Origin of the sequence: Phyllobacterium bourgognense (assembly GCF_003337575.1) — a bacterium.
In the GTDB taxonomy this organism is placed as follows: Bacteria; Pseudomonadota; Alphaproteobacteria; order Rhizobiales; family Rhizobiaceae; genus Phyllobacterium; species Phyllobacterium bourgognense.
Genome location: NZ_QPJM01000001.1, coordinates 564,845 through 589,799 on the forward strand (window position 1 = coordinate 564,845; position 24,955 = coordinate 589,799).

The 24,955-nt window shown below is 57.6% G+C and carries 17 protein-coding genes; 16 read left to right on the plus strand and 1 reads right to left on the minus strand.

Going from position 1 to position 24,955, the window contains the following annotated elements:
* Window positions 1-46: 46 nt before the first annotated feature.
* Window positions 47-1,237 (plus strand): acyl-CoA dehydrogenase, encoded by a 1,191-nt coding sequence (locus C7476_RS02720; RefSeq protein WP_114428341.1) that lies wholly within the window; start codon window positions 47-49, stop codon window positions 1,235-1,237.
* A 2-nt stretch (window positions 1,238-1,239) separates the two neighbouring features.
* Here C7476_RS02720 and C7476_RS02725 read toward each other — a convergent pair whose 3' ends face one another.
* On the minus strand, window positions 1,240-1,578 hold the full coding sequence (locus C7476_RS02725; RefSeq protein WP_114428342.1) for a protein tyrosine phosphatase family protein: 339 nt from the start codon (window positions 1,576-1,578) through the stop codon (window positions 1,240-1,242).
* 359 nt (window positions 1,579-1,937) lie between these two features.
* Between C7476_RS02725 and urtA the strand changes: the two genes are divergently transcribed.
* The 15 genes from urtA (at window position 1,938) to pbpC (ending at window position 24,948) form a co-directional block, all read left to right on the plus strand.
* A complete protein-coding gene (urtA, locus tag C7476_RS02730; RefSeq protein ID WP_370637266.1) occupies window positions 1,938-3,188 on the plus strand; it encodes an urea ABC transporter substrate-binding protein in 1,251 nt (416 codons plus the stop codon).
* Window positions 3,189-3,297: 109 nt separating this feature from the next.
* Window positions 3,298-4,923, plus strand: coding sequence for an urea ABC transporter permease subunit UrtB (urtB, locus tag C7476_RS02735; protein WP_114428343.1), 1,626 nt, complete (start codon window positions 3,298-3,300; stop codon window positions 4,921-4,923).
* The gene (urtC, locus tag C7476_RS02740; RefSeq protein WP_114428344.1) at window positions 4,920-6,098 is read left to right on the plus strand and encodes an urea ABC transporter permease subunit UrtC; all 1,179 of its coding nucleotides are present in this window, start codon (window positions 4,920-4,922) and stop codon (window positions 6,096-6,098) included. The genes urtB and urtC overlap by 4 nt, the downstream gene beginning before the upstream one ends.
* A 3-nt stretch (window positions 6,099-6,101) precedes the next feature.
* Window positions 6,102-6,848, plus strand: coding sequence for an urea ABC transporter ATP-binding protein UrtD (urtD, locus tag C7476_RS02745; protein ID WP_114428345.1), 747 nt, complete (start codon window positions 6,102-6,104; stop codon window positions 6,846-6,848).
* A gap of 63 nt (window positions 6,849-6,911) precedes the next feature.
* Window positions 6,912-7,607 (plus strand): urea ABC transporter ATP-binding subunit UrtE, encoded by a 696-nt coding sequence (gene urtE, locus C7476_RS02750; protein ID WP_112525929.1) that lies wholly within the window; start codon window positions 6,912-6,914, stop codon window positions 7,605-7,607.
* A gap of 63 nt (window positions 7,608-7,670) precedes the next feature.
* Complete coding sequence (locus C7476_RS02755; protein WP_114428346.1) at window positions 7,671-8,567, plus strand: LysR family transcriptional regulator; 897 nt, start codon at window positions 7,671-7,673, stop codon at window positions 8,565-8,567.
* Window positions 8,568-8,669: 102 nt separating this feature from the next.
* A complete protein-coding gene (locus tag C7476_RS02760) occupies window positions 8,670-9,143 on the plus strand; it encodes a formate dehydrogenase subunit gamma (protein ID WP_112525925.1) in 474 nt (157 codons plus the stop codon).
* Window positions 9,140-10,696: a formate dehydrogenase beta subunit gene (locus tag C7476_RS02765; RefSeq protein WP_114428347.1), complete on the plus strand. Its 1,557-nt coding sequence runs from the start codon at window positions 9,140-9,142 to the stop codon at window positions 10,694-10,696. Before C7476_RS02760 ends, C7476_RS02765 begins: the two co-directional genes overlap by 4 nt.
* Window positions 10,697-10,706: 10 nt before the next feature.
* Window positions 10,707-13,586 (plus strand): formate dehydrogenase subunit alpha, encoded by a 2,880-nt coding sequence (fdhF, locus tag C7476_RS02770; protein ID WP_114428348.1) that lies wholly within the window; start codon window positions 10,707-10,709, stop codon window positions 13,584-13,586.
* Between the two features lie 2 nt (window positions 13,587-13,588).
* A complete protein-coding gene (gene fdhD / locus C7476_RS02775; protein WP_114428349.1) occupies window positions 13,589-14,521 on the plus strand; it encodes a formate dehydrogenase accessory sulfurtransferase FdhD in 933 nt (310 codons plus the stop codon).
* The gene (locus C7476_RS02780; RefSeq protein ID WP_112525917.1) at window positions 14,514-14,762 is read left to right on the plus strand and encodes a formate dehydrogenase subunit delta; all 249 of its coding nucleotides are present in this window, start codon (window positions 14,514-14,516) and stop codon (window positions 14,760-14,762) included. Before fdhD ends, C7476_RS02780 begins: the two co-directional genes overlap by 8 nt.
* Before the next feature lie 496 nt (window positions 14,763-15,258).
* A complete protein-coding gene (locus C7476_RS02785; protein WP_114428350.1) occupies window positions 15,259-16,161 on the plus strand; it encodes a DMT family transporter in 903 nt (300 codons plus the stop codon).
* Window positions 16,162-16,445: 284 nt separating this feature from the next.
* Entirely contained in the window at window positions 16,446-17,369 is a 924-nt protein-coding gene (locus C7476_RS02795) for a LysR substrate-binding domain-containing protein (protein WP_114428552.1), read from the plus strand.
* Between the two features lie 41 nt (window positions 17,370-17,410).
* Window positions 17,411-22,864 carry an alpha-2-macroglobulin family protein gene (locus C7476_RS02800; protein WP_425373932.1) on the plus strand — a complete coding sequence of 1,818 codons (5,454 nt, stop codon included), beginning with the start codon at window positions 17,411-17,413 and terminating at the stop codon, window positions 22,862-22,864.
* Window positions 22,864-24,948, plus strand: a complete 2,085-nt coding sequence (gene pbpC / locus C7476_RS02805) for a penicillin-binding protein 1C (protein WP_114428352.1) — start codon at window positions 22,864-22,866, stop codon at window positions 24,946-24,948. The genes C7476_RS02800 and pbpC overlap by 1 nt, the downstream gene beginning before the upstream one ends.
* The last annotated feature ends 7 nt before the right edge of the window (window positions 24,949-24,955 follow it).

A 24,955-nucleotide genomic window follows, 5' to 3' on the forward strand; every position in this document is an offset into this window, starting at 1 on the left:
ACAAAATTGATGATAGGTCTTTCCTACAATCAAGGAGGAAACTCAAATGGCCAATTCGAAGCCGTCTTTTGTCTGGACTGATCCCTTTCTCTTGGAAGATCAATTGACCGAAGACGAGCGGATGATCCGCGACAGCGCCCGGGCCTTCGCGCAAAGCGAGCTGCTGCCGCGTATCGAAGAGGCTTATCTGGAAGAGAAGACCGATCCAGAACTTTTCAGGCTGATGGGCGATTCCGGCCTTCTTGGTGTCACCTTGCCTGAGGAATACGGTACCGCCGGAGCATCTTATGTGGCATACGGCCTCGTGGCCCGAGAAGTCGAGCGTGTCGACAGCGGTTATCGCTCCATGATGAGCGTCCAGTCGTCGCTGGTCATGTATCCGATCTATGCGTACGGCTCCGAGAAGCAGCGCAAGAAATACCTTCCAAAGCTTGCTTCGGGCGAGTGGATTGGCTGTTTCGGACTGACCGAGCCGGATGCCGGCTCGGATCCCGCCGGAATGAAAACCCGCGCGACAAAAGTCGCGGATGGCTATCGCCTGTCCGGCTCGAAGATGTGGATTTCCAATTCACCCATCGCCGACGTTTTTGTCGTCTGGGCTAAATCTGACGCGCATGATGGCCAGATCAGGGGATTCGTCCTGGAAAAGGGCATGCAGGGCCTTTCTGCGCCGAAGATCGGCGGAAAGCTGTCGCTGCGTGCATCGATAACGGGCGAAATCGTAATGGACGGCGTCGTCGTTGGTGAGGAGCATTTGCTGCCGAATGTTTCCGGCCTGAAGGGGCCTTTCGGTTGCCTCAATCGCGCTCGCTACGGCATCTCCTGGGGTGTAATGGGCGCTGCGGAGGATTGCTGGCAGCGCACAGTGCAATACGGGCTTGATCGCAAGCAGTTCGGGCGGCCACTCGCCGCTACACAGCTCTTTCAGAAGAAATTCGCTGACATGCAGACGGAAATTGCTCTCGGGCTACAAGCCTCGTTGCGCGTTGGCCGTTTGATGGACGAAGACAAAGTCGCACCAGAGATGATCAGTTTGATCAAGCGAAACAATTGCGGCAAAGCGCTGGATATTGCCCGTGTCGCCCGCGATATGCATGGCGGCAATGGCATCCAGATCGGCTATCATGTCATGCGGCACGCGCAGAACCTTGAGACCGTCAATACCTATGAGGGCACGCACGACGTGCACGCCCTCATTCTAGGCCGCGCCCAGACGGGTATCCAGGCGTTCTTCTAAAGCTAGCCCTTCTGCTGTTTGACGATGCCATAAATATTGGTTGAGCGTGCGCCGGAGCGGCAATAGGCAAGGACAGGTCCTTCCGCTTCCTCCAGCGCTTTGGCCATGGCGTCGACGTCGTCCTGGGTCAGTTGGCCGGAGATAACCGGAACATAATAAATCGGAATGCCTGCTTTTTCGGCAACCTGAGAAATTTCAGCGAAATCTGGCTGGTCCGGCGCTTCGCCGTCCGGACGGTTGCAAATCAGCGCCTGATAGCCCGCGGCAACAATATCGCGCACATCATCTGGTGAAATCTGGCCGGTCACGGCAAAATCTTCGTCAATCTGACGGATGTCCATTTTATGTCCTTGGAAGAGTTGGTGTCGAAGTACCATACATCAAAAGGAGGCCATTGCCATATCAAAGCATCTTTCCTCTCCGTCCATGCCCATTAAATCAGCATATATAACTATGTGACTAAAGTATGAGCTAAAGGGGGTTGCGAAAGCGTCCGAACCAAACAACTTGCAAAAAATGCATTGACTATGAAAACTCATAATATGCTGATAATTTTGAATAATTCAGATGTCTTTAACCGACGAACACGACTTGGCACGCTCGTTGCTTAGAACTCCTTTGGTACCAACAACCAAAAGAGGGGTTCACCTGAATGTTCAATTTACCAGCCAAATTTATCGGGACTTTGGCGGCCGCCGCCATGGGTGCGTCCCTGGCCATGTCACCCGCGAGCGCCGCGGACGACACGATCAAAGTCGGCATTCTGCATTCGCTATCCGGGACGATGGCGATTTCCGAAACGACCCTCAAGGATACAATGCTGTTCTTGATCGACGAGCAGAACAAAAAGGGCGGCGTACTTGGCAAGAAACTTGAGGCTGTGGTGGTTGATCCTGCATCGGACTGGCCGCTCTTCGCCGAAAAGGCACGCCAGCTGATCGAGCAGGATAAAGTCGCCGCCGTATTCGGCTGCTGGACATCTTCCTCGCGCAAATCGGTTCTGCCGGTTTTCGAAGAGCTGAACTCGATGCTGTTCTATCCTGTCCAGTACGAGGGTGAAGAAAGCTCGCGCAATGTGTTTTACACAGGCGCGGCTCCGAACCAGCAGGCTATTCCAGCCGTCGATTACCTCGCCAAGGAAGAGGGCGTCGAGCGCTGGGTTCTGGCCGGCACTGACTACGTTTACCCACAGACCACCAACAAGATCCTGAAAGCCTACCTCAACGCCAAAGGCGTCAAGGATGAGGACATCATGATCAACTACACGCCATTCGGCCAGTCCGATTGGCAGACGATCGTCTCCGATATCAAGAAGTTTGGTTCCACCGGCAAGAAAACCGCCGTGGTTTCGACGATCAACGGCGATGCGAACGTGCCTTTCTACAAGGAACTCGCCAACCAGGGCATCAAGGCTGAAGACATTCCGGTCGTTGCCTTTTCGGTCGGCGAAGAAGAATTGGCTGGTCTCGATACCAAGCCGCTCGTCGGCCACCTCGCAGCCTGGAACTATTTCCAGTCGGTCGATGCGGACGCCAACGCCGAGTTCATCAAGGAGTGGCATGCCTATACGAAGAACGACAAGCGCGTGACCAACGACCCGATGGAGGCAACCTATATTGGCTTCAACATGTGGGTTAAGGCGGTTGAAGCTGCAGGCACCACGGATTCCAATGCGGTTATCGATTCAATCGTCGGCACCTCCGTTCCAAATCTTTCCGGTGGCTACGCGACGATGATGCCGAACCATCACATCACCAAGCCCGTGCTGATCGGTGAAGTGCAGGACGATGGCCAGTTCGACATCGTCTATCAGACGCCCGGCCTCGTCGTCGGGGACGAATGGTCCGATTATCTTCCGGGCTCCAAGGACCTGATCTCTGACTGGCGCAAGCCCATGTCGTGCGGCAATTTCAACATTGTCAGCGGCAAGTGCGGCGGCGTTACCAACTAGGGTTCGAACTCCCAGGCTTCGGGTCCGGGGCACGTCCGAAGCTGACTCCATCCCCACCTTGCATGTGGGGATGGAGTTTCCGCCGAAAATTTCAACACAGGATTGATTGATGCGATTGAACCGCCTGCTGTCCGTATTCATTCTGATGCTTGGCGTCTGTTGTCACATTGTCCAGTCCCATGCGCAGACTGTTGATGACGCGAAACTGCGGCCGCTTGTTCAGGCGCTTGCCGGCGACAATTTCGAGGACACGACCAAGGCCATCTCGGACTTGGTCAAGACCGGCGATCCCCGCGTCTCCAAAATCCTCGATGCGCTTAGCGCCGGTGATCTCTACTTAGCAAAAGCCGACAAGACCGTCTTTCTTGGCAAGCGTGACGGTTCGGACTACGCCGCAACCGATGCGCTGACCGGAGCAAAACTCGATCCCGTGCCGCGCTCGGCTGCGGAAAAGATCAAGGTCAACAACCGGTTGCGGCGTGATATCGCTGCTGCAGTCGGTGGCCTGACATTGATGAGCGATAATATCGCCGAGCGCCGTTCAGCCGCAGAAGCTATCCTGAAGACCCGCGATCCGGAGTCGATCCCGCTATTGGATCAAGCCATCGCGGTTGAGAAGGATGCGAGCGTCAAAGCGCTCATGCAACAGGCCAAAGCCGCTGCCGTACTAAGTTCCGACGCGGCAGACGATGTGAAAATTGCCGCCATCACGGAAGTGAGTGCCGGCAACAGCCGCGATGCTCTGGGTTTGCTTACTCCACTTGAGAACGTGCAGGGTCCGGTTGGCGAAGCGGCGAAGGCGGCTATCGACAGCATCAATACCAAGCTCGCATTCTGGAACGCCGTCCAGAATGTCGTTTACGGCCTATCATTGGGTTCGGTGTTGTTGCTCGCGGCCATCGGACTTGCCATTACCTTCGGTGTCATGGGTGTCATCAACATGGCACATGGCGAGATGGTCATGATCGGCGCTTATACGACATTCGTCGTGCAGCAGATTATCCGGACGTCGGCGCCCGGACTGTTCGACTACTCGCTGCTCATAGCTCTCCCCGCCGCATTTCTCGTCTCCGGCGGGATAGGCGTGGTCATCGAGCGTGGCATTATCCGCTTTCTCTACGGACGTCCTCTTGAAACGTTGCTGGCAACTTGGGGCATTTCGCTTGTGTTGCAACAGGCAATTCGTTCCTGGTTCGGCGCATCCAACGTGCAGGTCGGCAATCCATCCTGGATGGCCGGGTCCTTCGATCTCGGCTTGATTACGCTCACATGGTCGCGCCTGTGGATCATCGTTTTTTCTCTATCCGTCTTTGCCATCCTGCAACTGGTTCTGAAGAAGACCATGCTTGGTTTGCGAATGCGGGCAGTCACTCAAAATCGCCGTATGGCATCATCGATGGGCATCAGGACACCATGGGTCGATGCACTCACCTTTGGCCTCGGCTCCGGCATCGCCGGTATCGCTGGGGTAGCCCTTAGCCAGATCGACAATGTCAGTCCGAATCTCGGCCAAGGCTATATCATCGACAGCTTTATGGTCGTCGTCTTTGGCGGTGTCGGCAATCTCTGGGGCACATTGGTTGGTGCCATGTCTCTCGGCATCGCCAACAAGTTCCTTGAGCCTTTCGCCGGCGCAGTCCTCGGCAAGATCGTCGTGCTCGTCCTTATCATCCTGTTCATTCAGAAGCGTCCGCGTGGTCTCTTCGCACTCAAGGGAAGGGCGATAGAAGCATGATTACCCAATGGTTTTTCACCCACGTTGACCGGCGGGGCGGGATTGCCATTGCGCTCCTCGTCGCAATCGCTTTCCTCGTACCACTCTCAAACCTCCTGCTGCCGGAAACTTCGCCCCTGCACATCCCGACCTATCTCGTTTCATTGATCGGCAAGTACCTGACTTATGCACTGCTCGCAGTCGCGCTTGATCTGGTCTGGGGGTTCTGCGGCATCCTTTCGCTCGGTCACGGCGCCTTTTTTGCGTTGGGTGGCTACGCTATGGGCATGTATCTGATGCGCCAGATCGGCCCACGCGGTGTCTATGCCGATCCGGTGCTCCCGGATTTCATGGTCTTCCTGAACTGGAAGGAATTGCCCTGGTTCTGGCACGGCTTCGATAATTTCTGGTTCGCAGCGCTGATGGTCGTTCTTGTTCCCGGCGCGCTTGCATTTGGCTTTGGCTGGCTTGCCTTTCGCTCTCGCGTCACCGGCGTTTACCTGTCGATCATCACCCAGGCGCTGACTTATGCGCTGCTACTGGCTTTTTTTCGCAACGACATGGGATTTGGCGGCAACAATGGCCTGACGGATTTCAAGGATATTCTCGGCTTCAACATCCAGGCTGGAACCACCCGCTCAATGCTGTTCGCGGCGACCGCGCTGTTTCTGGCGCTCGCCGTCTTCGTGTCGAGTTTCATCATTCGCTCCAAGCTCGGCAAGGTCCTCGTCGGCGTCCGCGATGCGGAAAGCCGGATGCGCTTTCTTGGCTATCGCGTCGATCGCTACAAGCTGTTTGTCTGGACAATTTCGGCAATGATGGCGGGCATAGCCGGTGCGCTCTACGTGCCCCAGGTCGGTATTATCAACCCCTCGGAGTTCGAGCCGGCCAATTCCATCGAGGCCGTCATCTGGGTTGCGGTGGGCGGCCGTGGAACAATTATCGGACCTATCATCGGCGCCGTACTGGTCAATTTTGGCAAGACCTATTTCACAGCCGCATTTCCGGAAATCTGGCTGTTCGCGCTGGGCGCGCTGTTCATCATCGTCACCCTGTTCCTGCCAAAGGGCATCCTGGGTCTCTATGGCTCGTGGAAAACCAAACTGGCTGACCACGCCGCGCGAAAGAAAGACAGCGCGCCCCCGCCAGTTGCCGCCGAGAATGTGCACCTTCCCGAACCTCAGGCAGCGGAATAGACCATGAAAGCCCAGGATACTCTTCTCTATCTCGATGGCGTTTCGGTCTCGTTCGATGGATTCCGCGCCATCAATAATCTGTCGCTTGTGCTGCAGGCCGGAGAAATGCGCGCCATTATCGGTCCGAATGGTGCAGGCAAGACAACGATGATGGATATCATCACAGGCAAGACAAAGCCGGATGCTGGCGACGTCTACTTCAATGGCGAGGTGGATCTGACCAGGCACGACGAGGCGGAAATCGCTCTGCTCGGTATCGGCCGCAAATTTCAGAAGCCGACGGTTTTTGAAAGCCACACTGTTGAAGACAATCTGGTGCTGGCTCTCTCCGGTCCGCGTTCGGCGTTTTCGGCACTTTTCCATAAACAGAGCGCGAACGAGGCCGAACGGATCGAGGATATTCTTTATACGATCCGCCTGAACGGCAAACGAGACTGGCTCGCAGCGAACCTTTCGCACGGTCAAAAGCAGTGGCTCGAGATCGGGATGCTGCTGGCACAAGACCCGAAGCTGTTGCTGGTCGATGAGCCAGTTGCGGGGATGACCGATGCCGAGACCGCCGAAACGGCCAAACTGCTGCGCGAAATCGCCAAAACGCGGTCGGTGCTCGTGGTCGAACACGACATGCATTTCGTCCGCGAACTCGATGCAAAGGTGACGTGCCTGCACGAAGGTTCGGTGTTGGCAGAAGGCTCGCTCGATTTCGTCAGTAATGATCAGCGTGTGATCGAGGTCTATCTTGGCCGATAAAGACCTATTCCAAAGAAGTGGCTCCGTCCGGAATTTGCGTCAAAAAGAGCAAGGAATTCTCCCATGCTGACAATTGAAAATGCGTCTCTGCACTATGGTGCCGCGCAGGCATTGCGCGGTGTGTCGCTGCAAGTGAAACCGAAATCAATCACCTGTGTTCTCGGGCGTAATGGCGTCGGCAAGACCAGCATGCTCAGAGCCATCGTCGGTCAGCACCCGCTTTCTTCCGGTTCGATCAGTTTTGAAGGATCGGCTCTGGGAAGGAAACCACCCTATGATCGAGCCCGCGCGGGCATTGCTTTCGTTCCGCAGGGGCGCGAGATTTTCCCGTTGCTAACTGTCCGCGAAAACCTCGCAACCGGCTTTGCTGCGGCGACGCGCGGCAATCGCAATGTCCCCCCGGAAGTCTTCGAACTGTTCCCGGTATTAAAGACTATGCTCGGGCGCCGCGGCGGCGATCTTTCCGGTGGTCAGCAGCAACAGCTCGCCATCGGCCGCGCGCTGGTGACACGGCCGAAGCTGTTGGTTCTCGATGAACCGACCGAAGGTATTCAGCCTTCGATCATCAAGGACATCGGCCGGGCGATCCAGTTCCTGCGTGATCAGGCGGGCCTCGCAATCCTTCTTGTTGAGCAGTATCTCGATTTCTGCCGCGAACTCGCCGATCACGTCTACATTATGGATCGGGGCGAGATCGTCCATTCCGGCGACGCTGCTAGCCTCGATAAGCCGGAAGTGCGCAAGTTCCTGACCGTTTGAAAAACTTGGCTTGCTGATTATGCAGGATCATCGCTAGGGTCTCTTCAAGAGGAGCAACCCCGCATGATCGACAAGCTGGAATTTTTTATAGCTTTGGCGCACCACAAGCATTTTGGCCGGGCGGCAGAAGAGTGCGGCGTCACCCAGCCGACGCTTTCCGCAGCTATCCGCCAGCTTGAGGATACGCTCGGTGTTGTACTCGTACAGCGTGCGTCACGCTTCAAGGGACTGACGTCGGAAGGTCAGCGCGTGCTTGAATGGGCCCGCCGCATTGTCGGCGATACCCGCACGATGCGCGAGGAAATCCGCGCCGCCCGCTTCGGCCTTGCCGGGCATGTGAAGATCGCGGCCATTCCCACGGCACTTGCCATGGTCTCGCGGCTGACAACGCCTTTCCGCGAAAAGCACCGGGATGTTACATTCTCCGTGACCTCGCGAACATCGCTTGAAGTGTTGACGCTGCTCAGCAATTTCGAGATCGATATCGGTATCAGCTACCTGGATAATGAGCCTCTCGGACGCGTGACGTCCGTGCCGCTTTATACCGAGCGCTACCAGCTGATTACTTCGTCGGGCAATACCTACTCCGATCGGAAGTCGGTCACATGGGCGGAGGTGGGGCAGTTGCCGCTTTGTCTCCTCACCATGGACATGCAGAATCGCCGCCTCATTAACAAGCATTTGCAGGAGGCGGGGGTCGAGGTTCATCCGACACTCGAATCTAATTCCATGATTGTGCTATTCTCGCACATAAGAACCGGAAAATGGGCTAGCATTATGCCGCTCAACCTAGCCGAGACGCTGGGATTTGCCGAACCGATTCGTGCTATCCCCATCGTCGAGCCTGATGCGCGCCACCTCGTTGGACTGGTCGCTGCGGATCGCGAACCTCATACGCCGTTGGTTTCTGCGCTGTTGCACGAAGCACGCGCATTGGCTGTAAGTATGAATATGGTTTGATAGAAAATTTCTATCGCTCAACGAGACTGCGGTATTGATAATGCCACGCATCTTTGATCTATTTCGGGGTGTGGGGAGAAACAAGGGAGGGCGTTGCACCATATGCAAAGCGCAAGTACCGATATCGCCAGCAGAGCGATAGGCATTATCGATCAACTAAAGGGCAAAGAAGGCCCGCTGCTTCCAATTCTGCACGAGTTGCAGGACGAGTTTGGCTATGTTCCACCGGAAACGCTTCCGTTGATTGCACAGGCCCTCAACATTTCCCGCGCCGAAGTCCATGGCGTTTTTACATTTTATCATGATTACCGCGATCACCCTGCTGGCCGACATGTTCTGAAGCTTTGCCGCGCGGAAGCGTGTCAGTCCATGGGCGGCGATGCACTTGCCGACCGGGCACGCCAGCTTCTCGGCATCGATTGGCATGGCACGACCGCCGATGGTGCAGTGACGCTTGAGCCGGTCTATTGCCTCGGCCTTTGTGCCTGCGCGCCTGCCGCGATGCTCGACGATGAGGTGATTGGACGTCTCGACGCCGAGCAGCTCGAGGAAATCGCGGCGGAGGTGCGGCTATGACAATAACTTTTTACGTTCCGCGCGATTCCGGCGCCTTGGCGCTTGGCGCCGAGAAGGTCGCCAGATCCCTGCAGACTGAAATCGACACACGCAACTTCGATGCGCGAATCGTCCGTAATGGCTCGCGCGGTATGTATTGGCTGGAGCCGATGATCGAGGTCGAGACGCCAAACGGCCGTATTGCCTATGGCCCGGTCAAGGCCTCCGACGTGGCGGCACTGCTTGACAATGGCATGGCCGAGGGCGGGGTGCATCCTCTCTGGCTCGGCCTCATCGATCATCACCCCTTCCTCGCCAAACAGACGCGCCTGACCTTTGCCCGTTGCGGCATCACGGATCCTGTCTCCCTCGAAGATTATCGTGCCCATGATGGCCTGAAGGGACTGGAAAACGCTCTCAAGCTAACGCCTTCCGAAATCGTGGCCCAGGTGACGGAGTCCGGTTTGCGCGGTCGCGGCGGTGCGGGTTTCCCGACCGGCATCAAATGGAAGACGGTTCTCGAAACCACGGGTTCGCAGAAATATATCGTCTGCAACGCCGATGAAGGGGACAGCGGTACTTTTGCTGATCGCATGATCATGGAAGGCGATCCCTTCGTGTTGATCGAGGGCATGACCATCGCTGGCATCGCCGTCGGCGCAACGAAGGGTTACATCTACACGCGCTCTGAATATCCGCATGCCATTGCTGTCATGAACGAAGCGCTGGAAATCGCTCGTGAGGACGGCGTGCTAGGTTCGTCTGTACTTGGGTCGTCCTATGCGTTTGACATAGAGGTCCGTGTAGGGGCAGGGGCTTATGTTTGCGGCGAGGAAACCGCGTTGCTGGAAAGCCTCGAAGGCCGACGTGGCATCGTCCGCGCCAAGCCGCCGCTGCCAGCGCATAAAGGCCTTTTCGGTAAGCCAACCGTCATCAACAATGTCATCTCGCTGGCTTCCGTTCCTGTTATCCTCGACAAGGGCGCTCCTTTTTACAAGGATTTCGGCATGGGCCGTTCTCGAGGCACCATCCCGCTGCAGATTGCCGGCAACGTCAAACATGGCGGGCTCTTCGAAGCTGCCTTCGGTCTTACGCTCGGCGAAATCGTCGAGGATATCGGTGGCGGCACGGCAACAGGACGTCCGGTCAAGGCTGTGCAGGTCGGTGGCCCGCTCGGCGCCTATTTCCCGCGCGAGCTCTTCGATACGCCCTTTGACTACGAAGCCTTCACGGCAAAGGATGGCCTCATCGGCCATGCTGGTTTGGTGGTTTTCGATGACAGCGTGGACATGCTAAAGCAGGCGCGTTTCGCCATGGAATTCTGCGCGATCGAATCCTGCGGCAAATGCACGCCTTGCCGCATCGGTTCAACACGGGGTGTCGAAGTCGTTGATCGCATCTCGGCCAACATCGAGCCTGAAAAGCAGATCGAGGTTTTGACCGACTTGTGCCACACGATGAAGTTTGGCTCGCTCTGTGCCTTGGGTGGCTTCACGCCCTATCCGGTCATGAGCGCTCTCACCCATTTTCCTGAAGATTTCCGCCCCGCGCCAATCGCCGTAGCGGCGGAATAGGAGCTGTTTCATGTCTCTCATTGAAGAAATCGACTACGGTACGCCGAAATCTCTTTCCGAAAAGATGATCACGCTGACCATTGATGGCAACGAGGTCACTGTGCCCGAAGGCACTTCGATCATGCGCGCCTCCATGGAAGCCGGTGTCAAGGTTCCAAAGCTCTGCGCCACCGATATGGTGGATGCGTTCGGTTCTTGCCGCCTCTGCCTGATCGAAATTGAAGGCCGCAATGGCACGCCAGCCTCCTGCACGACGCCGGCAATGGAAGGGCTGGTCGTCCATACCCAAACGCAGCGTCTGAAGAATATTCGCAAGGGCGTCATGGAGCTTTATATCTCCGATCATCCGCTTGATTGCCTTACCTGCGCGGCCAATGGCGATTGCGAACTGCAGGATATGGCAGGCGCGGTTGGCCTTCGTGATGTGCGTTATGGCTATGAGGGCGACAACCACGTTTTCGCCAAGGCGCATGACGTTGCCAATGATCGTTGGATGCCGAAGGACGAATCCAACCCCTATTTCACCTACGATCCGGCCAAGTGCATTGTCTGCTCGCGCTGCGTGCGTGCCTGCGAGGAAGTGCAGGGAACCTTTGCACTGACCATCGAAGGCCGTGGTTTCTCCAGCCGCGTTTCGCCAGGCATGCATGAAAATTTCGTCGACAGCGAATGTGTTTCCTGCGGAGCCTGTGTCCAGGCTTGTCCGACGGCAACATTGACCGAAAAATCCGTCATCGAAATTGGTCAGCCGGAACATTCGAAAGTCACGACCTGCGCCTATTGCGGCGTCGGCTGCTCGTTCAAGGCAGAGATGCGCGGCGAAGAGCTGGTTCGCATGGTGCCCTGGAAGGACGGCAAGGCCAATCGCGGCCATTCCTGCGTCAAGGGTCGCTTTGCCTACGGCTATTCAACCCACAAGGACCGCATTCTCAACCCGATGATCCGCGAGAAGATCTCCGATCCATGGCGCGAAGTCACGTGGGAAGAAGCCTACAAGCATGTAGCAAACGAATTCCGCCGCATCCAGTATCAGTACGGACGCAATTCCATTGGTGGCATCACATCTTCCCGCTGCACCAATGAAGAAACATATCTTGTCCAGAAACTGGTGCGCGCCGGCTTCGGCAATAACAATGTCGATACCTGCGCCCGCGTTTGCCATTCGCCCACGGGTTATGGCCTCAGAACTACATTCGGTACTTCCGCAGGCACGCAGGATTTCGATAGTGTCGAGCACACCGACGTCGTGATGATTATCGGCGCCAATCCGACCGATGGTCATCCTGTCTTTGCTTCCCGGTTGAAGAAGCGGCTGCGCAAGGGTGCAAAACTGATCGTCGTCGATCCGCGCCGCATCGATCTGGTGCGTTCACCCCATGTGGAAGCTGCACAACACCTCCCCTTGCGTCCCGGTACCAACGTTGCCGTTGTCACCTCAATGGCCCATGTGATCGTCACCGAAGGGCTCTTCAACGAGAAGTTCATCCGCGAACGCTGTGATTGGGACGAGTTCCAGGATTGGGCAGCCTTCGTTTCTTCTCCGGAGCATAGCCCGGAAGCCATCGAACAGCTGTCTGGCGTTAATCCCCAAGAGTTGCGCGAGGCCGCACGGCTTTTCGCAACCGGCGGCAATGGCGCGATCTATTACGGTCTTGGTGTCACAGAGCATAGCCAGGGCTCAACGACAGTTATGGCTATCGCAAACCTCGCCATGGCGACTGGCAATATCGGCCGCAAGGGCGTCGGCGTGAACCCGCTCCGCGGTCAGAACAATGTGCAGGGCTCCTGTGATATGGGGTCCTTCCCGCACGAACTTCCGGGTTACCGGCATATCTCCGATGAATCGACGCGCGACATCTTCGACAAGCTCTGGGGCGTGAAGCTGCAGGATGAGCCCGGCCTTCGCATTCCGAATATGCTGGACGCCGCCGTTGATGGCACCTTCAAGGGCATCTACATTCAAGGCGAGGATATCCTTCAGTCGGACCCTGATACCAAGCATGTTGCTGCCGGTCTCGCCGCCATGGAATGCGTCGTCGTGCACGACCTCTTCCTCAATGAGACCGCCAACTATGCCCATGTTTTCCTGCCCGGCTCTACCTTCCTTGAAAAGGATGGCACGTTCACCAATGCCGAGCGCCGGATCAATCGCGTGCGCAAGGTTATGAGCCCGCTCAACGGCTATGCCGATTGGGAGGTTACGCAGAACCTCGCAAATGCCATGGGACTTGGCTGGAGCTACAGCCATCCTTCCGAAATCATGGACGAAGTCGCACTGACGACTCCGAGTTTCGCCGGCGTTACCTACGACCTTCTGGACAAGGAAGGATCGGTTCAATGGCCATGCAATGAAAAGGCCCCCTTGGGCACGCCGATCATGCATATCGATGGCTTTGCGCGCGGCAAGGGCAAGTTCATCCGCACCGAATATGTCGCGACGGACGAGCGAACCGGACCGCGCTTCCCGCTGCTTCTCACGACGGGACGCATCCTGTCGCAATACAATGTCGGGGCGCAGACGCGCCGCACGCAAAATGTTGTCTGGCATGAAGAGGATCGGCTGGAGATCCACGCCCATGACGCCGAACAGCGCGGCATTCGTGATGGCGATTGGGTGAAGATCACCAGCCGCGCAGGCGAAACCACTCTGCGGGCGCTGATCACCGATCGCGTATCGCCGGGTGTTGTCTATACGACCTTCCACCATCCGACGACGCAGGCCAACGTCATCACCACCGATTTCTCCGATTGGGCGACCAATTGTCCGGAATACAAGGTTACGGCGGTGCAGGTCGGCGCCTCGAACGGTCCGAGCGACTGGCAGATCGAGTATGATGAACAGGCGCGCCAGAGCAGGCGTATTGCTCCCGTGCTGGACGCCGCGGAGTAACCATGCCCGAAAAGCGCCCTACACTGCTTGTCGTTCCGCGCATCACCCGCCGCCGCAAGGGGGCGGGGGAGGTTTATGCGACAGACAGCAGAATGGTGCCAGAAGAAACGCCGGTCGCCTTCAGTTATAATGGCACGACCCATGCGGTTATGATGGCGACGCCAACCGACATGGAGGATTTCGCTGTCGGCTTTAGTCTGTCAGAGGGCATCATCGCGCAGCTCGATGAAATCAGCGAGATCACCGTCGAGGAACATGACGAGGGTGTCGATGTCCAGATGGTGCTCGCAGGTGAAGCGGGCCAGGAACTCACGGATCGCCGCCGCCGCATGGCCGGACCTGTCGGCTGCGGCCTCTGCGGCATCGAGTCGATCGAGCAGGCTCTGAAACCCGTCGCTTCGGTCGATAGAGCCAAACTCAAGCTGATGCCGGATGAAATCGCGGACGCGGTCAAGCTGCTCTCGCAGGTTCAGCCGCTGCATAGTGAAACCGGCGCAGTCCACGCCGCAGGGTTCTATGTTCCGGGCAAGGGAGTCGTTGCGGCGCGCGAAGATGTTGGCCGCCACAATGCGCTGGACAAGCTGGCCGGGGCTCTCTGCCGGTCTGGTGTCAAGGGCAAGACCGGCGCGGTCGTCGTTACGAGCCGCGTATCTATTGAAATGGTGCAAAAAGCGGCGATCATCGGCGCTCCGATCCTGATTGCCGTATCGGCGCCGACAGCCTTGGCGATCCGCACAGCGCATGCCGCGGGCATGACGCTTGTCGCGCTTGTGCGCGGTGATGAATTCGATGTATTTACTCGCCCAGAGCGCGTCCCGACTGCTTTGGCCCAGCTGGATACAAAAGCGGCGGATGTGCTTCCCAAACCGAATCCCGACACCGCCGCATCGACTCTCGTTCAAAGTCCCACTGTAAGATTGGTGCAATATGGATAGTGAAAGCCACAAATCGACGGCGACCAAGCTCGTCTACATGGCCAACCAGATAGCCGCGTTCTTCCATACACAGCCCAAGGATGAGGCGGTGGCAGGGGTTGCTGACCACATCAACCATTTCTGGGAGCCACGCATGCGCGAGCAGTTTTTCGCGATCCTTGAACAAGAGGATAACGGCTTTGATCCGCTTGTGGTCGAAGCAGCAAAACATATCCGCAAGCCTGGGCCGGTTCCGGCCTGATCACAAAATCCCTGATACCTTGTCGGCTGTGGGAATTCCGATCCTTGGGGGTGTTGGATGACGTTGCAGCAGGCGATCGCGGGCCCTCATTCATTCAGCTATTGATTGCCGAATAGCCTGCCTACGACAAGAACAAACGGAAGCCACAAAAGCAGGAATACGACATAGGGTGCAGAGCGAGTAATATAAGGCTCGTAGTCGGCCTTCGTATTTTTGTCGTCCCTCAGCATTTGCCCCCCTGCAACGTTCGTGTCCTCGGGCCAAAGTGTTAACCCGGCCAAGCAACTATGCAGCAAGCGGCGTTGGGCAACAATAGCTCCGCGGTCGTCAAAATTCATTATGAAGCAAGGTGTTACGTCCAATATGCTTTAGGGCCGCGCTGCTCAAAATCATTAGAGTTTTACCATTAAAGTTAATGTTTTCCGAATGCAGTTGTAATCAGTTTGTCTTCTTGATAGGCGAAACAGCAGCACCGCCTACCCTCCGCAAGGCCCCCATGCTTCGTCGATTTATCGGGCAAGAACCCAGTCCGCTCACCGGCATTGCCCTGGCCGCGCTCGGCTATTCGCTTTTTGCTATCCAGGATGCGCTGGTGAAGTGGCTGGTGGCAGATTATTCGGTGCCGCAGATACTGTTCATGCGCAGTGTTATCATCGTCATCTTTGCTGCAATCATGGTGCGGCATGAGCGGCATCCTTCGATCATGAAGAGCCCGCACAAGCGATCGCTCGCTATTCGCGCGGCACTGATGCTCGGCGCATGGCTCTCCTATTATTCGGCGGCGCGCCACCTCGGGCTTGCCGAAATCACCACCATGTACTTCTCCGCGCCGGTGATGGTTGTCATCCTGTCGATCTTTGTTCTGAAGGAGAAGGTGGGACTGGTTCGGTGGATCGCGTCCATCGCGGGTTTCGTGGGGGTGATCCTCGCAGCGAATCCGGCGGAAACGCCGGATCTCGTGCCTGCCGGAATGGTTCTGTTCGCTGGTTTCTGCTGGGCATGGAGCGTCATTCTCGTGCGCCTCGTCAGCCGCAGCGAAAGCACCTTCAACCAGATGATGGCCACAAGTTTTCTTTTCGCCGTCGTTTGTGGAGCGATGCTTCCATGGTTATGGAAAACACCGAATTTCAACGGCTGGATGTTGATGATTAGCCTGGGCCTGGTCGGCTCAGCTGGACAATATTTCCTGTACGAAGGTTTCCGCTACGCTCCGGCGTCGGCTCTTGCGCCCATCGAATATAGCGGTCTCATCTGGGCGTTTCTTTACGGTTATCTCATCTGGCATGAGGTGCCGCAATTAAACGTCTTCCTCGGCGCGATGCTCATTGTGGCCTCCAGCCTCTCTCTCGTCTGGTGGGAACGGCGCATGGCAATGGCAGCACGACGTTTGACTGTGTAGCTGCGCTATTGCCTGCATACGGCGCGCGGGTCGAATGGCAGATCGGCCAGCTGATCGAGGTCCATGGCCTGTAATGTCGGGTGCGCAAGTGGATCCCTTTGCCAGTCGAACTCAGCCTCACCACCAGAATACAATTGTTGATCGAGAACCCATGAGATGTATGACATCAATGGCAAGAAAATCTTTATCATCGACCTACCTCATTTTCCAAACATGCTCTATTCTGCTCAGGATATGTGGTCTGGGCAATCCAGATTGTCGAAACCTTCGTAAAGAAAATCTTCATGAAGAATCTAAACAAGGTCCATCTCAACGGTTTGAAAGCAGTAGAGGCGATCGGACGCTTGGGCTCGCTTCCAAAAGCTGCCGAGGAACTCGGCGTATCGGTAAGCGCGGTCAGCCAGCAGTTGATCCGTACCGAGGGCCAGATCGGACATGCCATCTTCGAGCGAACGCGCGGCGGGCTGGTGGCTACACCATTCGGCAAAGGCTTTCTTGCCCGGTTGGAAGAAGGCTTTCAGTCATTGTCAAAGGCCGTCGCAATGGCTGATGGGACCGATCAGACGCTCATGCTTTCCGTCGCCCCTACCTTCGCCTCGAAATGGCTCGTTCCACGCCTTGGCCGTTTGCGCAGTGCCCATCCGGATCTCAAAATCCGCATCGATCCTTCACCCGGCATCGTCGATCTGAAAAGTTCGGACATCGATCTCGCTATCCGGCTCGGAAAAGGCGATTGGCGGGATGGCGCTCCGGAACGGCTTCTGCCGCAAAGGATGTTTCCGGTTTGCACGCGGAATGTGGCTCTCAAGCTGAAGGGGCCTGCTGACATCTTCAATCAACCGATCATCTGTTATGACAATCCGATGTTCAGCTGGGATGATTGGCAGGCCGCGGCTGGTCTCGAAGGACCGCTGCCTTTCGACGGGACAACTTTTTCTGATCCATGGCTTGGCCTTGAAGCCGCGATCAGCGGGCAGGGCATTATGCTTGCCTGGGATCTGTTCGTTGAAGATGCCTTGGCGGACGGGAGGCTTGTCGCGCCTTTCCCCGCACGCGTACCGTCTTCGGTGGGTTATTGGTTAATCACACCAAATAACCGCAAACCAAGCCAACAGACGCTGCACTTCCAGCGTTGGATTCGTAGCGAAATCGAGCGGGAGAATGCAACCGGATCGCATGATCTGTTGACAAGTTATACCGAAGTTTGAACAGTGCCCCCACACCAAAATAGTGGCAGTGGGAGGACTTTATGTCTCTGCGTTCGGTCATCGGCTTTTCGGCCTTCCTTCTCACTCTTTTCACTCTTTCCGCGCCGGTCGGCGCGGCGGAAATGAACCGCGATGTCGTTACGACGAAGGACGGCGATTATTTCGGTTTTGACCTGCGTACGGAACAGGATGTCACACAGGATCAGTGCGAGCTGGTCTGTCTCGCCGACCAGTCCTGCAAGGCATTCACCTACAACCCCAAGGTGAAGTGGTGCTTTCTCAAATCCGATTTCAATCAGCTGAAAACGGCGCCGGGTTCCGTCGCCGGCAAGGTTGTCGAGACCGCCGATGAGCCCGATATCGGCGCTCCGCCAAAGTTGCAATTTGTGTCGGACCAGTTGCTGCAGGATGCACGGCAGGTCAAAGCGAGCCTGAGCCTCACCGACGATCAGAAGACGCAGGGTGCCGAGGGTCTCGTGGCGGCAGGACGCGCCGAAGTTGCCAAGGGCAACATCGAGAACGCCCTCAAAGCGTTTAGAGGTGCATTGGCGGTTACACCTGACAACGGCCCGCTCTGGATCGAGACGGCGCGCGCGGCGAACCGCGCCGAGAAAAATACCTATATTGCCGGACAGGCGGCGCTAGCCGCACTCAACGGCTACCAGTTGACGCGAACGACACAAAGCCGCGCAGATGCGCTGGCAGTGCTCGGCGATGCGCTGCAAAACTCCGAGAACTATCGCGCCTCGCTTGACGCGTATAAAGCCAGTCTTGCACTCGTCAACGCCAAGCCGGTGGAGGCTGCCTATCTCGACTTGAGATCGCGGCAGGGCTTCCGCGTCACCAATCATACGATCGACGCGGATAGCGTTAATCCCCGTGCTTGTGTCCAGTTCTCTGACCCTCTGGTGAAAATGGGCACGGACTATACGCCGTTCGTGACATTGAACGGAACTGCCCCGAAAGCGCTGGAGGCCAAGGGCAGTGAGATCTGTGTTGAAGGCCTTGAACATGGCCAGCGTTACAAGCTCGCCCTGCGTCCCGGGCTGCCATCCGCGGTGGGCGAATCTCTCGAAGCGCCTGTCGATCTTGAGATCTACATCAAGGACCGCTCCGCCATGGTGCGCTTTACCGGCGACAGCTTCGTACTGCCGAGCACTGCGCGTCGCGGCATTCCAATCGTTTCGGTCAATACGACCAGCGCCAATCTTAAGCTCTATCGCATCGGTGATCGAGGGCTTGCCCCGCTTCTGACCAGTTCCCAATTCCTGACGCAGATGGATGGTTATAGCGCTCAGCGTCTGCAGGATGAATCGGGTGAGCTTGTGTGGCAAGGCACGATCGATCTTCAGTCCGATCTCAACAAGGATGTCGTCACCAGTTTCCCTGTCGATGAGGCCCTGCCGCAACGCAAGCCCGGTGTCTATGTCCTGACCGCCGTTTCACCCGACGCAAAAAGCGACGAGTGGGATGCCCAGGCGACCCAATGGTTCGTCGTCTCCGATATCGGCCTCACCACCTATGCGGGTAATGATGGCCTCAATGTTTTTGCTCGCTCGCTTGCGTCGGCCCAGCCGCTCATCGGTGTCGAGCTTCAGCTTCTTGCCAAGAACAACGAGATACTTGGTACTGCGGTCACCGATACCGAAGGTCGCGCTACATTTACCGCCGGGCTGATGCGTGGCACGGCAGCGACTGCTCCTGCAGTCATCACCGCCAAGAATGGCGATGCGGATTATGTTTTCCTCGACATGACCCGGGCGGGCTTCGATCTTTCGGATCGTGGTGTCACCGGCCGTCCCGCGCCAGGCGCTATCGATATTCTGGCATGGACCGAACGCGGTATCTATCGCGCCGGCGAAACGGTGCATGCGTCCGCGCTCGCCCGGGATAACGCCGCCAATGCCGTCGAAAAACTGCCGCTGACATTTGTGTTCAAGCGGCCGGACGGCGTCGAGGATCGCCGTATGGTCAGTGACGGTGCAAATCTCGGCGGGCATACGCTCGATCTGGAGCTGCAAGCGAACTCCATGCGCGGCACCTGGACGATGCAGATATTCACCGATCCGAAGGGGTCGCCAATTGCAGAAAAGCAATTCCTGGTTGAGGATTTCGTGCCAGACCGGGTCGAGTTCGATCTGACCAGTGACGCTAAATTTATCGAAGTCGGCAAGCCAACACCGGTGAATGTGGACGGCCGCTTTCTCTATGGCGCTCCTGCTGCAGGCCTGGAACTTGAAGGCGAAGTCGCGCTGAAGCCAACACATGAAAGCGCGGATTTCAAGGGTTATCTCTTTGGGCTCGCCGATGAAGAGGCGAGCGAAAATACGAGCATGCCGCTCGAGGACTTGCAGCCGCTGGACGAGAACGGCAAGGCGACGTTTGATGTTTCAGTGGCAGATGCTCCGTCCACCACGCAGCTCCTCAACGCAAATGTGGTCGTGCGCATGCAGGAAGCAGGCGGCCGCGCTGTAGAGCGTACATTGACGCTGCCGGTCAAGCAGCAAGGCTCGATGATCGGCATCAAGCCAGAGTTCTCAGGTGCTCTCGCCGAAAACTCCGTTGGCAAATTTCACGTCATTGCTGTCAATGAGAATGGACAGAAACAGGCCATGCAGGGGCTCCAGTGGAAACTCATCAACGTTGAGCGCAACTATCAGTGGTACCGCGATGGCAGTTCATGGAAATACGAGCCAATCCTTTCGACCAAGCAGGTTGCGAATGGGGTGATCGATACAACGGCGGATGGCGCAGATATTTCCGTCCCTGTTACCTGGGGTCAGTTCCGTCTGGAGGTGGAAACCGCCGCTGCGGATGGACCGGCATCCAGCGTCGAATTCGATGCCGGCTACTATGTAGCGAGCACTTCTACCGAAACGCCTGACGGTCTTCAGATCGCTCTCGATAAGGAAAACTATGCCCCCGGTGAGACGGCGAAATTGAAGGTTTCGCCGCGTTTCGCCGGCGAACTGCTGGTGACTGTCGGGGCCGAGAGTTTGCTGGTGACAAAGCGCGCCAGCATTCCGGCCGAGGGTGGCGAAGTCGATATTCCTGTCACCGCCGATTGGGGTGCGGGAGCTTACGTCACGGCCACGTTGTTCCGTCCGGGTGACGCGCAGGAAACCCATATGCCGATGCGTGCCATCGGCGTCAAATGGCTCAACGTCAATCCGGGCGATCGCAAGCTCGCCGTAAAGCTGGATACGCCGCCGAAAACCGAACCGCGCAAGCCGATGAACATCGCCCTTGAGGTCACTGGTGCCGGTGCGAACGAGGGCGCTTTCGTCACCGTGGCTGCAGTGGACGTCGGTATTCTCAATCTTACCCGTTATGAAGCACCGAATCCCGATGGCTGGTATTTCGGCCAACGCCAGCTCGGTCTCGAGATTCGCGACCTTTACGGCCGCCTGATCGATGGTTCACAGGGCGCAACGGGCAAGCTGCGCACTGGCGGCGATGGTGCGCAGATGCCGATGCAAGGCAGCCCACCCACCGAAAAGCTGATCGCCTTCTTCTCCGGGCCCGTCAAGCTCGACGCACAGGGCAAGGCGAATGTCAGCTTCGATATTCCCCAGTTTAACGGAACGGCCCGCGTGATGGCCGTCGCGTGGTCGAAATCGGGTGTCGGCCATGCCACCTCCGACGTGGTCATTCGTGATCCCGTGGTCGTTACGGCGAGCTTGCCGAAATTCCTTGCCCCTGGCGACAAGGCCGCATTGCGGCTCGATATCGCCAATACCGACGCGCCGGCAGGCGACTATCAGGTGCAGGTCACGAGCAATCCTGCAGTGAAGGTCGATCAACCGGCCGCGTCACAAACCGTCAATCTGGCTGCGGGTGGTAAGGCAAACCTTACCTTGCCACTGACGGGCAATCAGCCGGGCGACGGAGTCGTGTCGGTAAAATTGTCCAATGCCGCAGGTCTCTCGCTCGAGCAAACCTTGAATGTCCCCGTCCGGCCGGCGACCTTGCCGATGACCGTGCGCAGGCCGATCAAGCTTGGGCCCAACAGCAGCCTCAAGGTGGATAGCGAGTTGCTGGCTGGCAGCGTCTTGCAGGGGGCTTCGGTCAGTCTCAATGTCACCCGCTCGGCCGCCTTCGATATTCCGGCCTTGCTGATGACGCTCGATCGCTACCCCTATGGTTGCGCCGAACAGACGACCAGCCGCGCCCTGCCACTGCTCTATATGAGCGATCTTGCCAGGCAGTCTGGAATTGCTGACGACGGGGAGGTGCAGAAGCGCGTGCAGGAAGCGATCTATCGTGTCCTGTCGTACCAATCCTCTTCCGGCAGCTTCGGTCTTTGGTCTCCGGGCTCCGGCGATCTCTGGCTTGATGCCTATGTCACGGACTTCCTCACCCGTGCTCGCGAACAGAAATACAATGTGCCGGAACAGGCTCTCGTACAGGCACTTGAAAACTTGCAGAACTCGCTGAGCTACGACGTGAATGTCAAGGATCAGGGCAATGAAATTGCCTATGCGCTCTACGTTCTGGCGCGTAACCGCAAGGCAGCCATCAGTGATCTGCGTTATTACGCAGACACGAAACTCGGCGAGTTCCCGACGCCATTGTCACGCGCGCATCTTGCCGCCGCCTTGTCGCTCTATGGCGATGCCCAGCGTTCGCAAAGCATCTTCACCAATGCCCTGCAACAGGCGACGACCGTGACCAATGTCAGCCTGGTTCGTTCGGACTACGGCTCGTCGCTTCGTGATGACGCTGCTGTTCTGGCGCTTGCTGCCGAGAGCCGGCCGGTCCCGCCCATCATCCCGCAATTGTCGAAGATCGTTGCCAACGAATGGGAACATAAGACCTATACGAGCACGCAGGAGCAAACATGGATGCTGCTTGCGGCGCGTGCTGTTCAGGATGGCGACAGGGATCTGCAGCTCGACATCAATGGCGCTGCCCATAGCGGAGGCTATGCGGCGCGATTGACCGGCGATGAACTGCTTGCCCAACCGGTGACCATCACCAATGCGACTGCCGAACCTGTGTCGGCAGTGGTGACGACGGTGGCATCCCCGTCGCAGCCGCTGCCTGCCGGCGGCGATGGTTTCAACATCCAGCGCTCCTATTACACGCTCGATGGCAAGGAGGCCAATGTCAGCCAGGCCAAGCAGAACGAGCGCTATGTGGTTGTTTTGAAAGTGACAGAGAACAACAACTGGCCGTCGCGCGTGCTGATCACCGATCTTTTGCCTGCTGGTTTCGAGATCGATAATCCCGGTCTCGTTAACAGCGCCAGCCTGTCGAATTTCGACTGGATCGGCGAAGTGGAGGCAGCGCACACGGAGTTCCGCAGCGATCGTTTCGTCGCCGCCTTTGACCGGGCGACGGGGGACAATGGCGAAATCACGCTGGCCTATGTAGTCCGCGCGGTAACACCCGGCACCTATGACCATCCGGCTGCCAGCGTTGAAGACATGTACCGTCCGCAGTTTTCCGCGCGTACGGCAACCGGTCGCATGGAGGTCGTCGCAGCACAATAATGTGGTCCACACGCAAACTCTGCATCGGCATTTCGGCCAATCTGGTGCTGGCTACGGTGCTTGCGTTTGGCCTCGACCTGGCCGACCGCGCTTTTCCACCGCCCCTCGAAAAGGCGGCGGAGGTTTCGACTGAAGTCCTTGATGCGGATGGGCAGTTGCTGCGCGCCTTTGCGACTTCCGAAGGCCGCTGGCGGCTCGGTACGACAGCAAAGGATGTCGATCCGCAATTCGTTCGCATGCTCATCGCCTATGAGGATCAGCGCTTCTGGCAGCACCGGGGCATCGACCCCGTGGCGCTTGCACGCGCAGCGGTGCAGTTCGTCAGCAATGGCCGTATCGTTTCCGGCGCCTCGACCCTGTCCATGCAGGTTGCCCGGCTGATCGAGCCGCGCGAGGGCAGATCATTCACGGCGAAACTTCAGCAGCTGGCCCGCGCACTGCAAATTGAGCGGCGTTTGAGCAAGGCCGAAATCCTCGACCTCTATCTGTCACTCGCGCCCTATGGCGGCAATCTCGAAGGGGTGCGCGCCGCAAGTCTCGCCTATTTTGGCAAGGAGCCGCGCCGCTTGACTGTCGCGCAGTCGGCCCTGCTCGTCGCTTTGCCGCAATTGCCGGAAAGGCGCAGGCCTGACCGCAACCTCGCTCTGGCCGAAGCGGCGCGTGGGCGCGTTCTACACCGAATGGCAGTCGAGAAAGTTGTGGGTGAGGGCGAAGCCGAGCGGGCCGGTCTTGCACCAATTCCATCGCGGCGTTTGCAATTGCCAACCTATGCAGCACATCTGGCGGAGGCCGCCCAGCGCAAGGAGCCGTCTGTCAGACGGCATCTGACAACGCTGCACCGGCGGGTCCAGCAGGGACTCGAAGCAGTCGCAAGGGATGCGGCAGGCAAGCTCGGTCCCAAGGTATCGGTCGCCATAATCATGGCGGACGTGCGCACCGGGGAGATCGTCGGCGAGGTCGGATCGGCGGATTACTTCGATGCGAGCCGCTCGGGTTGGATTGACATGACCCGGATCAATCGCTCGCCGGGCTCGACGCTCAAGCCCTTTATCTATGGATTGGCCTTCGAGGATGGCCTCGTCAGCCAGGAGACCATCATCGAGGATCGGCCCGCCGACTTCTTCGGCTACCGGCCGCGCAATTTCGATATGAGCTATCAGGGCGATGTCAGCATCCGGCAGGCGTTGCAGCTGTCGCTGAACGTACCGGCTGTCCGTTTGCTCGACGCAGTCGGTCCGGCGCGGCTGATGATGCGGTTCCGCCGCTCGGAAGTCCGACCGGTGTTACCGCCGAATGAAACACCGGGCCTCGCCATTGGTCTTGGCGGTGTGGGCATTACTCTGAAGGACCTTGTACAGCTTTATGCTGGTCTCGCCAATCGCGGCAGGCCAATGCAACTCGGCGATGGAATTCAGGACAAACCCGGCTCGATCGAGGGCGAGCCGCTGCTCGAACCGGTGGCGGCGTGGAACGTTGCCGATATACTCTCCGGTGTCATGCCGCCCCTCGGTTCCGGGCAGCGCGGCATCGCCTATAAGACCGGCACAAGCTACGGCTACCGCGATGCGTGGTCGGTCGGTTTCGATGGCAATTATGTTCTTGGCGTTTGGGTTGGCCGGCCTGACAATGGCGCAGTGCCGGGTTTGACGGGCTTTGGCTCGGCCGCGTCGATCTTGTTCGAAGGTTTCGCAAAATCCGGCATCGCCATTACGCCTCTGCAGCCCGCTCCAGCTGGCACTACCCGCATAGCCCAGGCCCAGTTGCCTATCAGCCAGCGGCGCTTTTCGATGAATTCGAGTGGCTTGCTTGCTTCGACGACGCGCGAACCGGCACCGCAGATCGTCTATCCGCCTGAAGGCGCGCGCATAGAACTTGGAGCAACAACAGGCGGCGAAATCATGCCGCTGGCGCTGAAACTGCAAGGCGGCCGGGCCCCCTTCCGTTGGCTCGCCAATGGCAAACCCTTACCGGAAACTTCACGCCGCCGCGTCAACCAATGGGTGCCGGACGGTGGTGGATATTCGACGCTGACAGTTATCGATTCAGTCGGCCGCGCGGCCAGCGTTCGGGTGTTTGTCGATTGAATATGAA

Bases quoted from the DNA above. Each gene is read 5' to 3' on its own strand.
- C7476_RS02785 (WP_114428350.1), top strand. From the start codon at position 15,259: ATGCTTCGTCGATTTATCGGGCAAGAACCCAGTCCGCTCACCGGCATT.
- C7476_RS02765 (WP_114428347.1), top strand. From the start codon at position 9,140: ATGACAATAACTTTTTACGTTCCGCGCGATTCCGGCGCCTTGGCGCTT.
- urtE (WP_112525929.1), top strand. From the start codon at position 6,912: ATGCTGACAATTGAAAATGCGTCTCTGCACTATGGTGCCGCGCAGGCA.
- pbpC (WP_114428352.1), top strand. From the start codon at position 22,864: ATGTGGTCCACACGCAAACTCTGCATCGGCATTTCGGCCAATCTGGTG.
- C7476_RS02795 (WP_114428552.1), top strand. From the start codon at position 16,446: ATGAAGAATCTAAACAAGGTCCATCTCAACGGTTTGAAAGCAGTAGAG.
- C7476_RS02725 (WP_114428342.1), bottom strand. From the start codon at position 1,578: ATGGACATCCGTCAGATTGACGAAGATTTTGCCGTGACCGGCCAGATT.
- C7476_RS02780 (WP_112525917.1), top strand. From the start codon at position 14,514: ATGGATAGTGAAAGCCACAAATCGACGGCGACCAAGCTCGTCTACATG.
- urtA (WP_370637266.1), top strand. From the start codon at position 1,938: ATGGGTGCGTCCCTGGCCATGTCACCCGCGAGCGCCGCGGACGACACG.
- C7476_RS02760 (WP_112525925.1), top strand. From the start codon at position 8,670: ATGCAAAGCGCAAGTACCGATATCGCCAGCAGAGCGATAGGCATTATC.
- urtC (WP_114428344.1), top strand. From the start codon at position 4,920: ATGATTACCCAATGGTTTTTCACCCACGTTGACCGGCGGGGCGGGATT.
- urtD (WP_114428345.1), top strand. From the start codon at position 6,102: ATGAAAGCCCAGGATACTCTTCTCTATCTCGATGGCGTTTCGGTCTCG.
- C7476_RS02720 (WP_114428341.1), top strand. From the start codon at position 47: ATGGCCAATTCGAAGCCGTCTTTTGTCTGGACTGATCCCTTTCTCTTG.
- fdhD (WP_114428349.1), top strand. From the start codon at position 13,589: ATGCCCGAAAAGCGCCCTACACTGCTTGTCGTTCCGCGCATCACCCGC.
- fdhF (WP_114428348.1), top strand. From the start codon at position 10,707: ATGTCTCTCATTGAAGAAATCGACTACGGTACGCCGAAATCTCTTTCC.
- C7476_RS02755 (WP_114428346.1), top strand. From the start codon at position 7,671: ATGATCGACAAGCTGGAATTTTTTATAGCTTTGGCGCACCACAAGCAT.
- urtB (WP_114428343.1), top strand. From the start codon at position 3,298: ATGCGATTGAACCGCCTGCTGTCCGTATTCATTCTGATGCTTGGCGTC.
- C7476_RS02800 (WP_425373932.1), top strand. From the start codon at position 17,411: ATGTCTCTGCGTTCGGTCATCGGCTTTTCGGCCTTCCTTCTCACTCTT.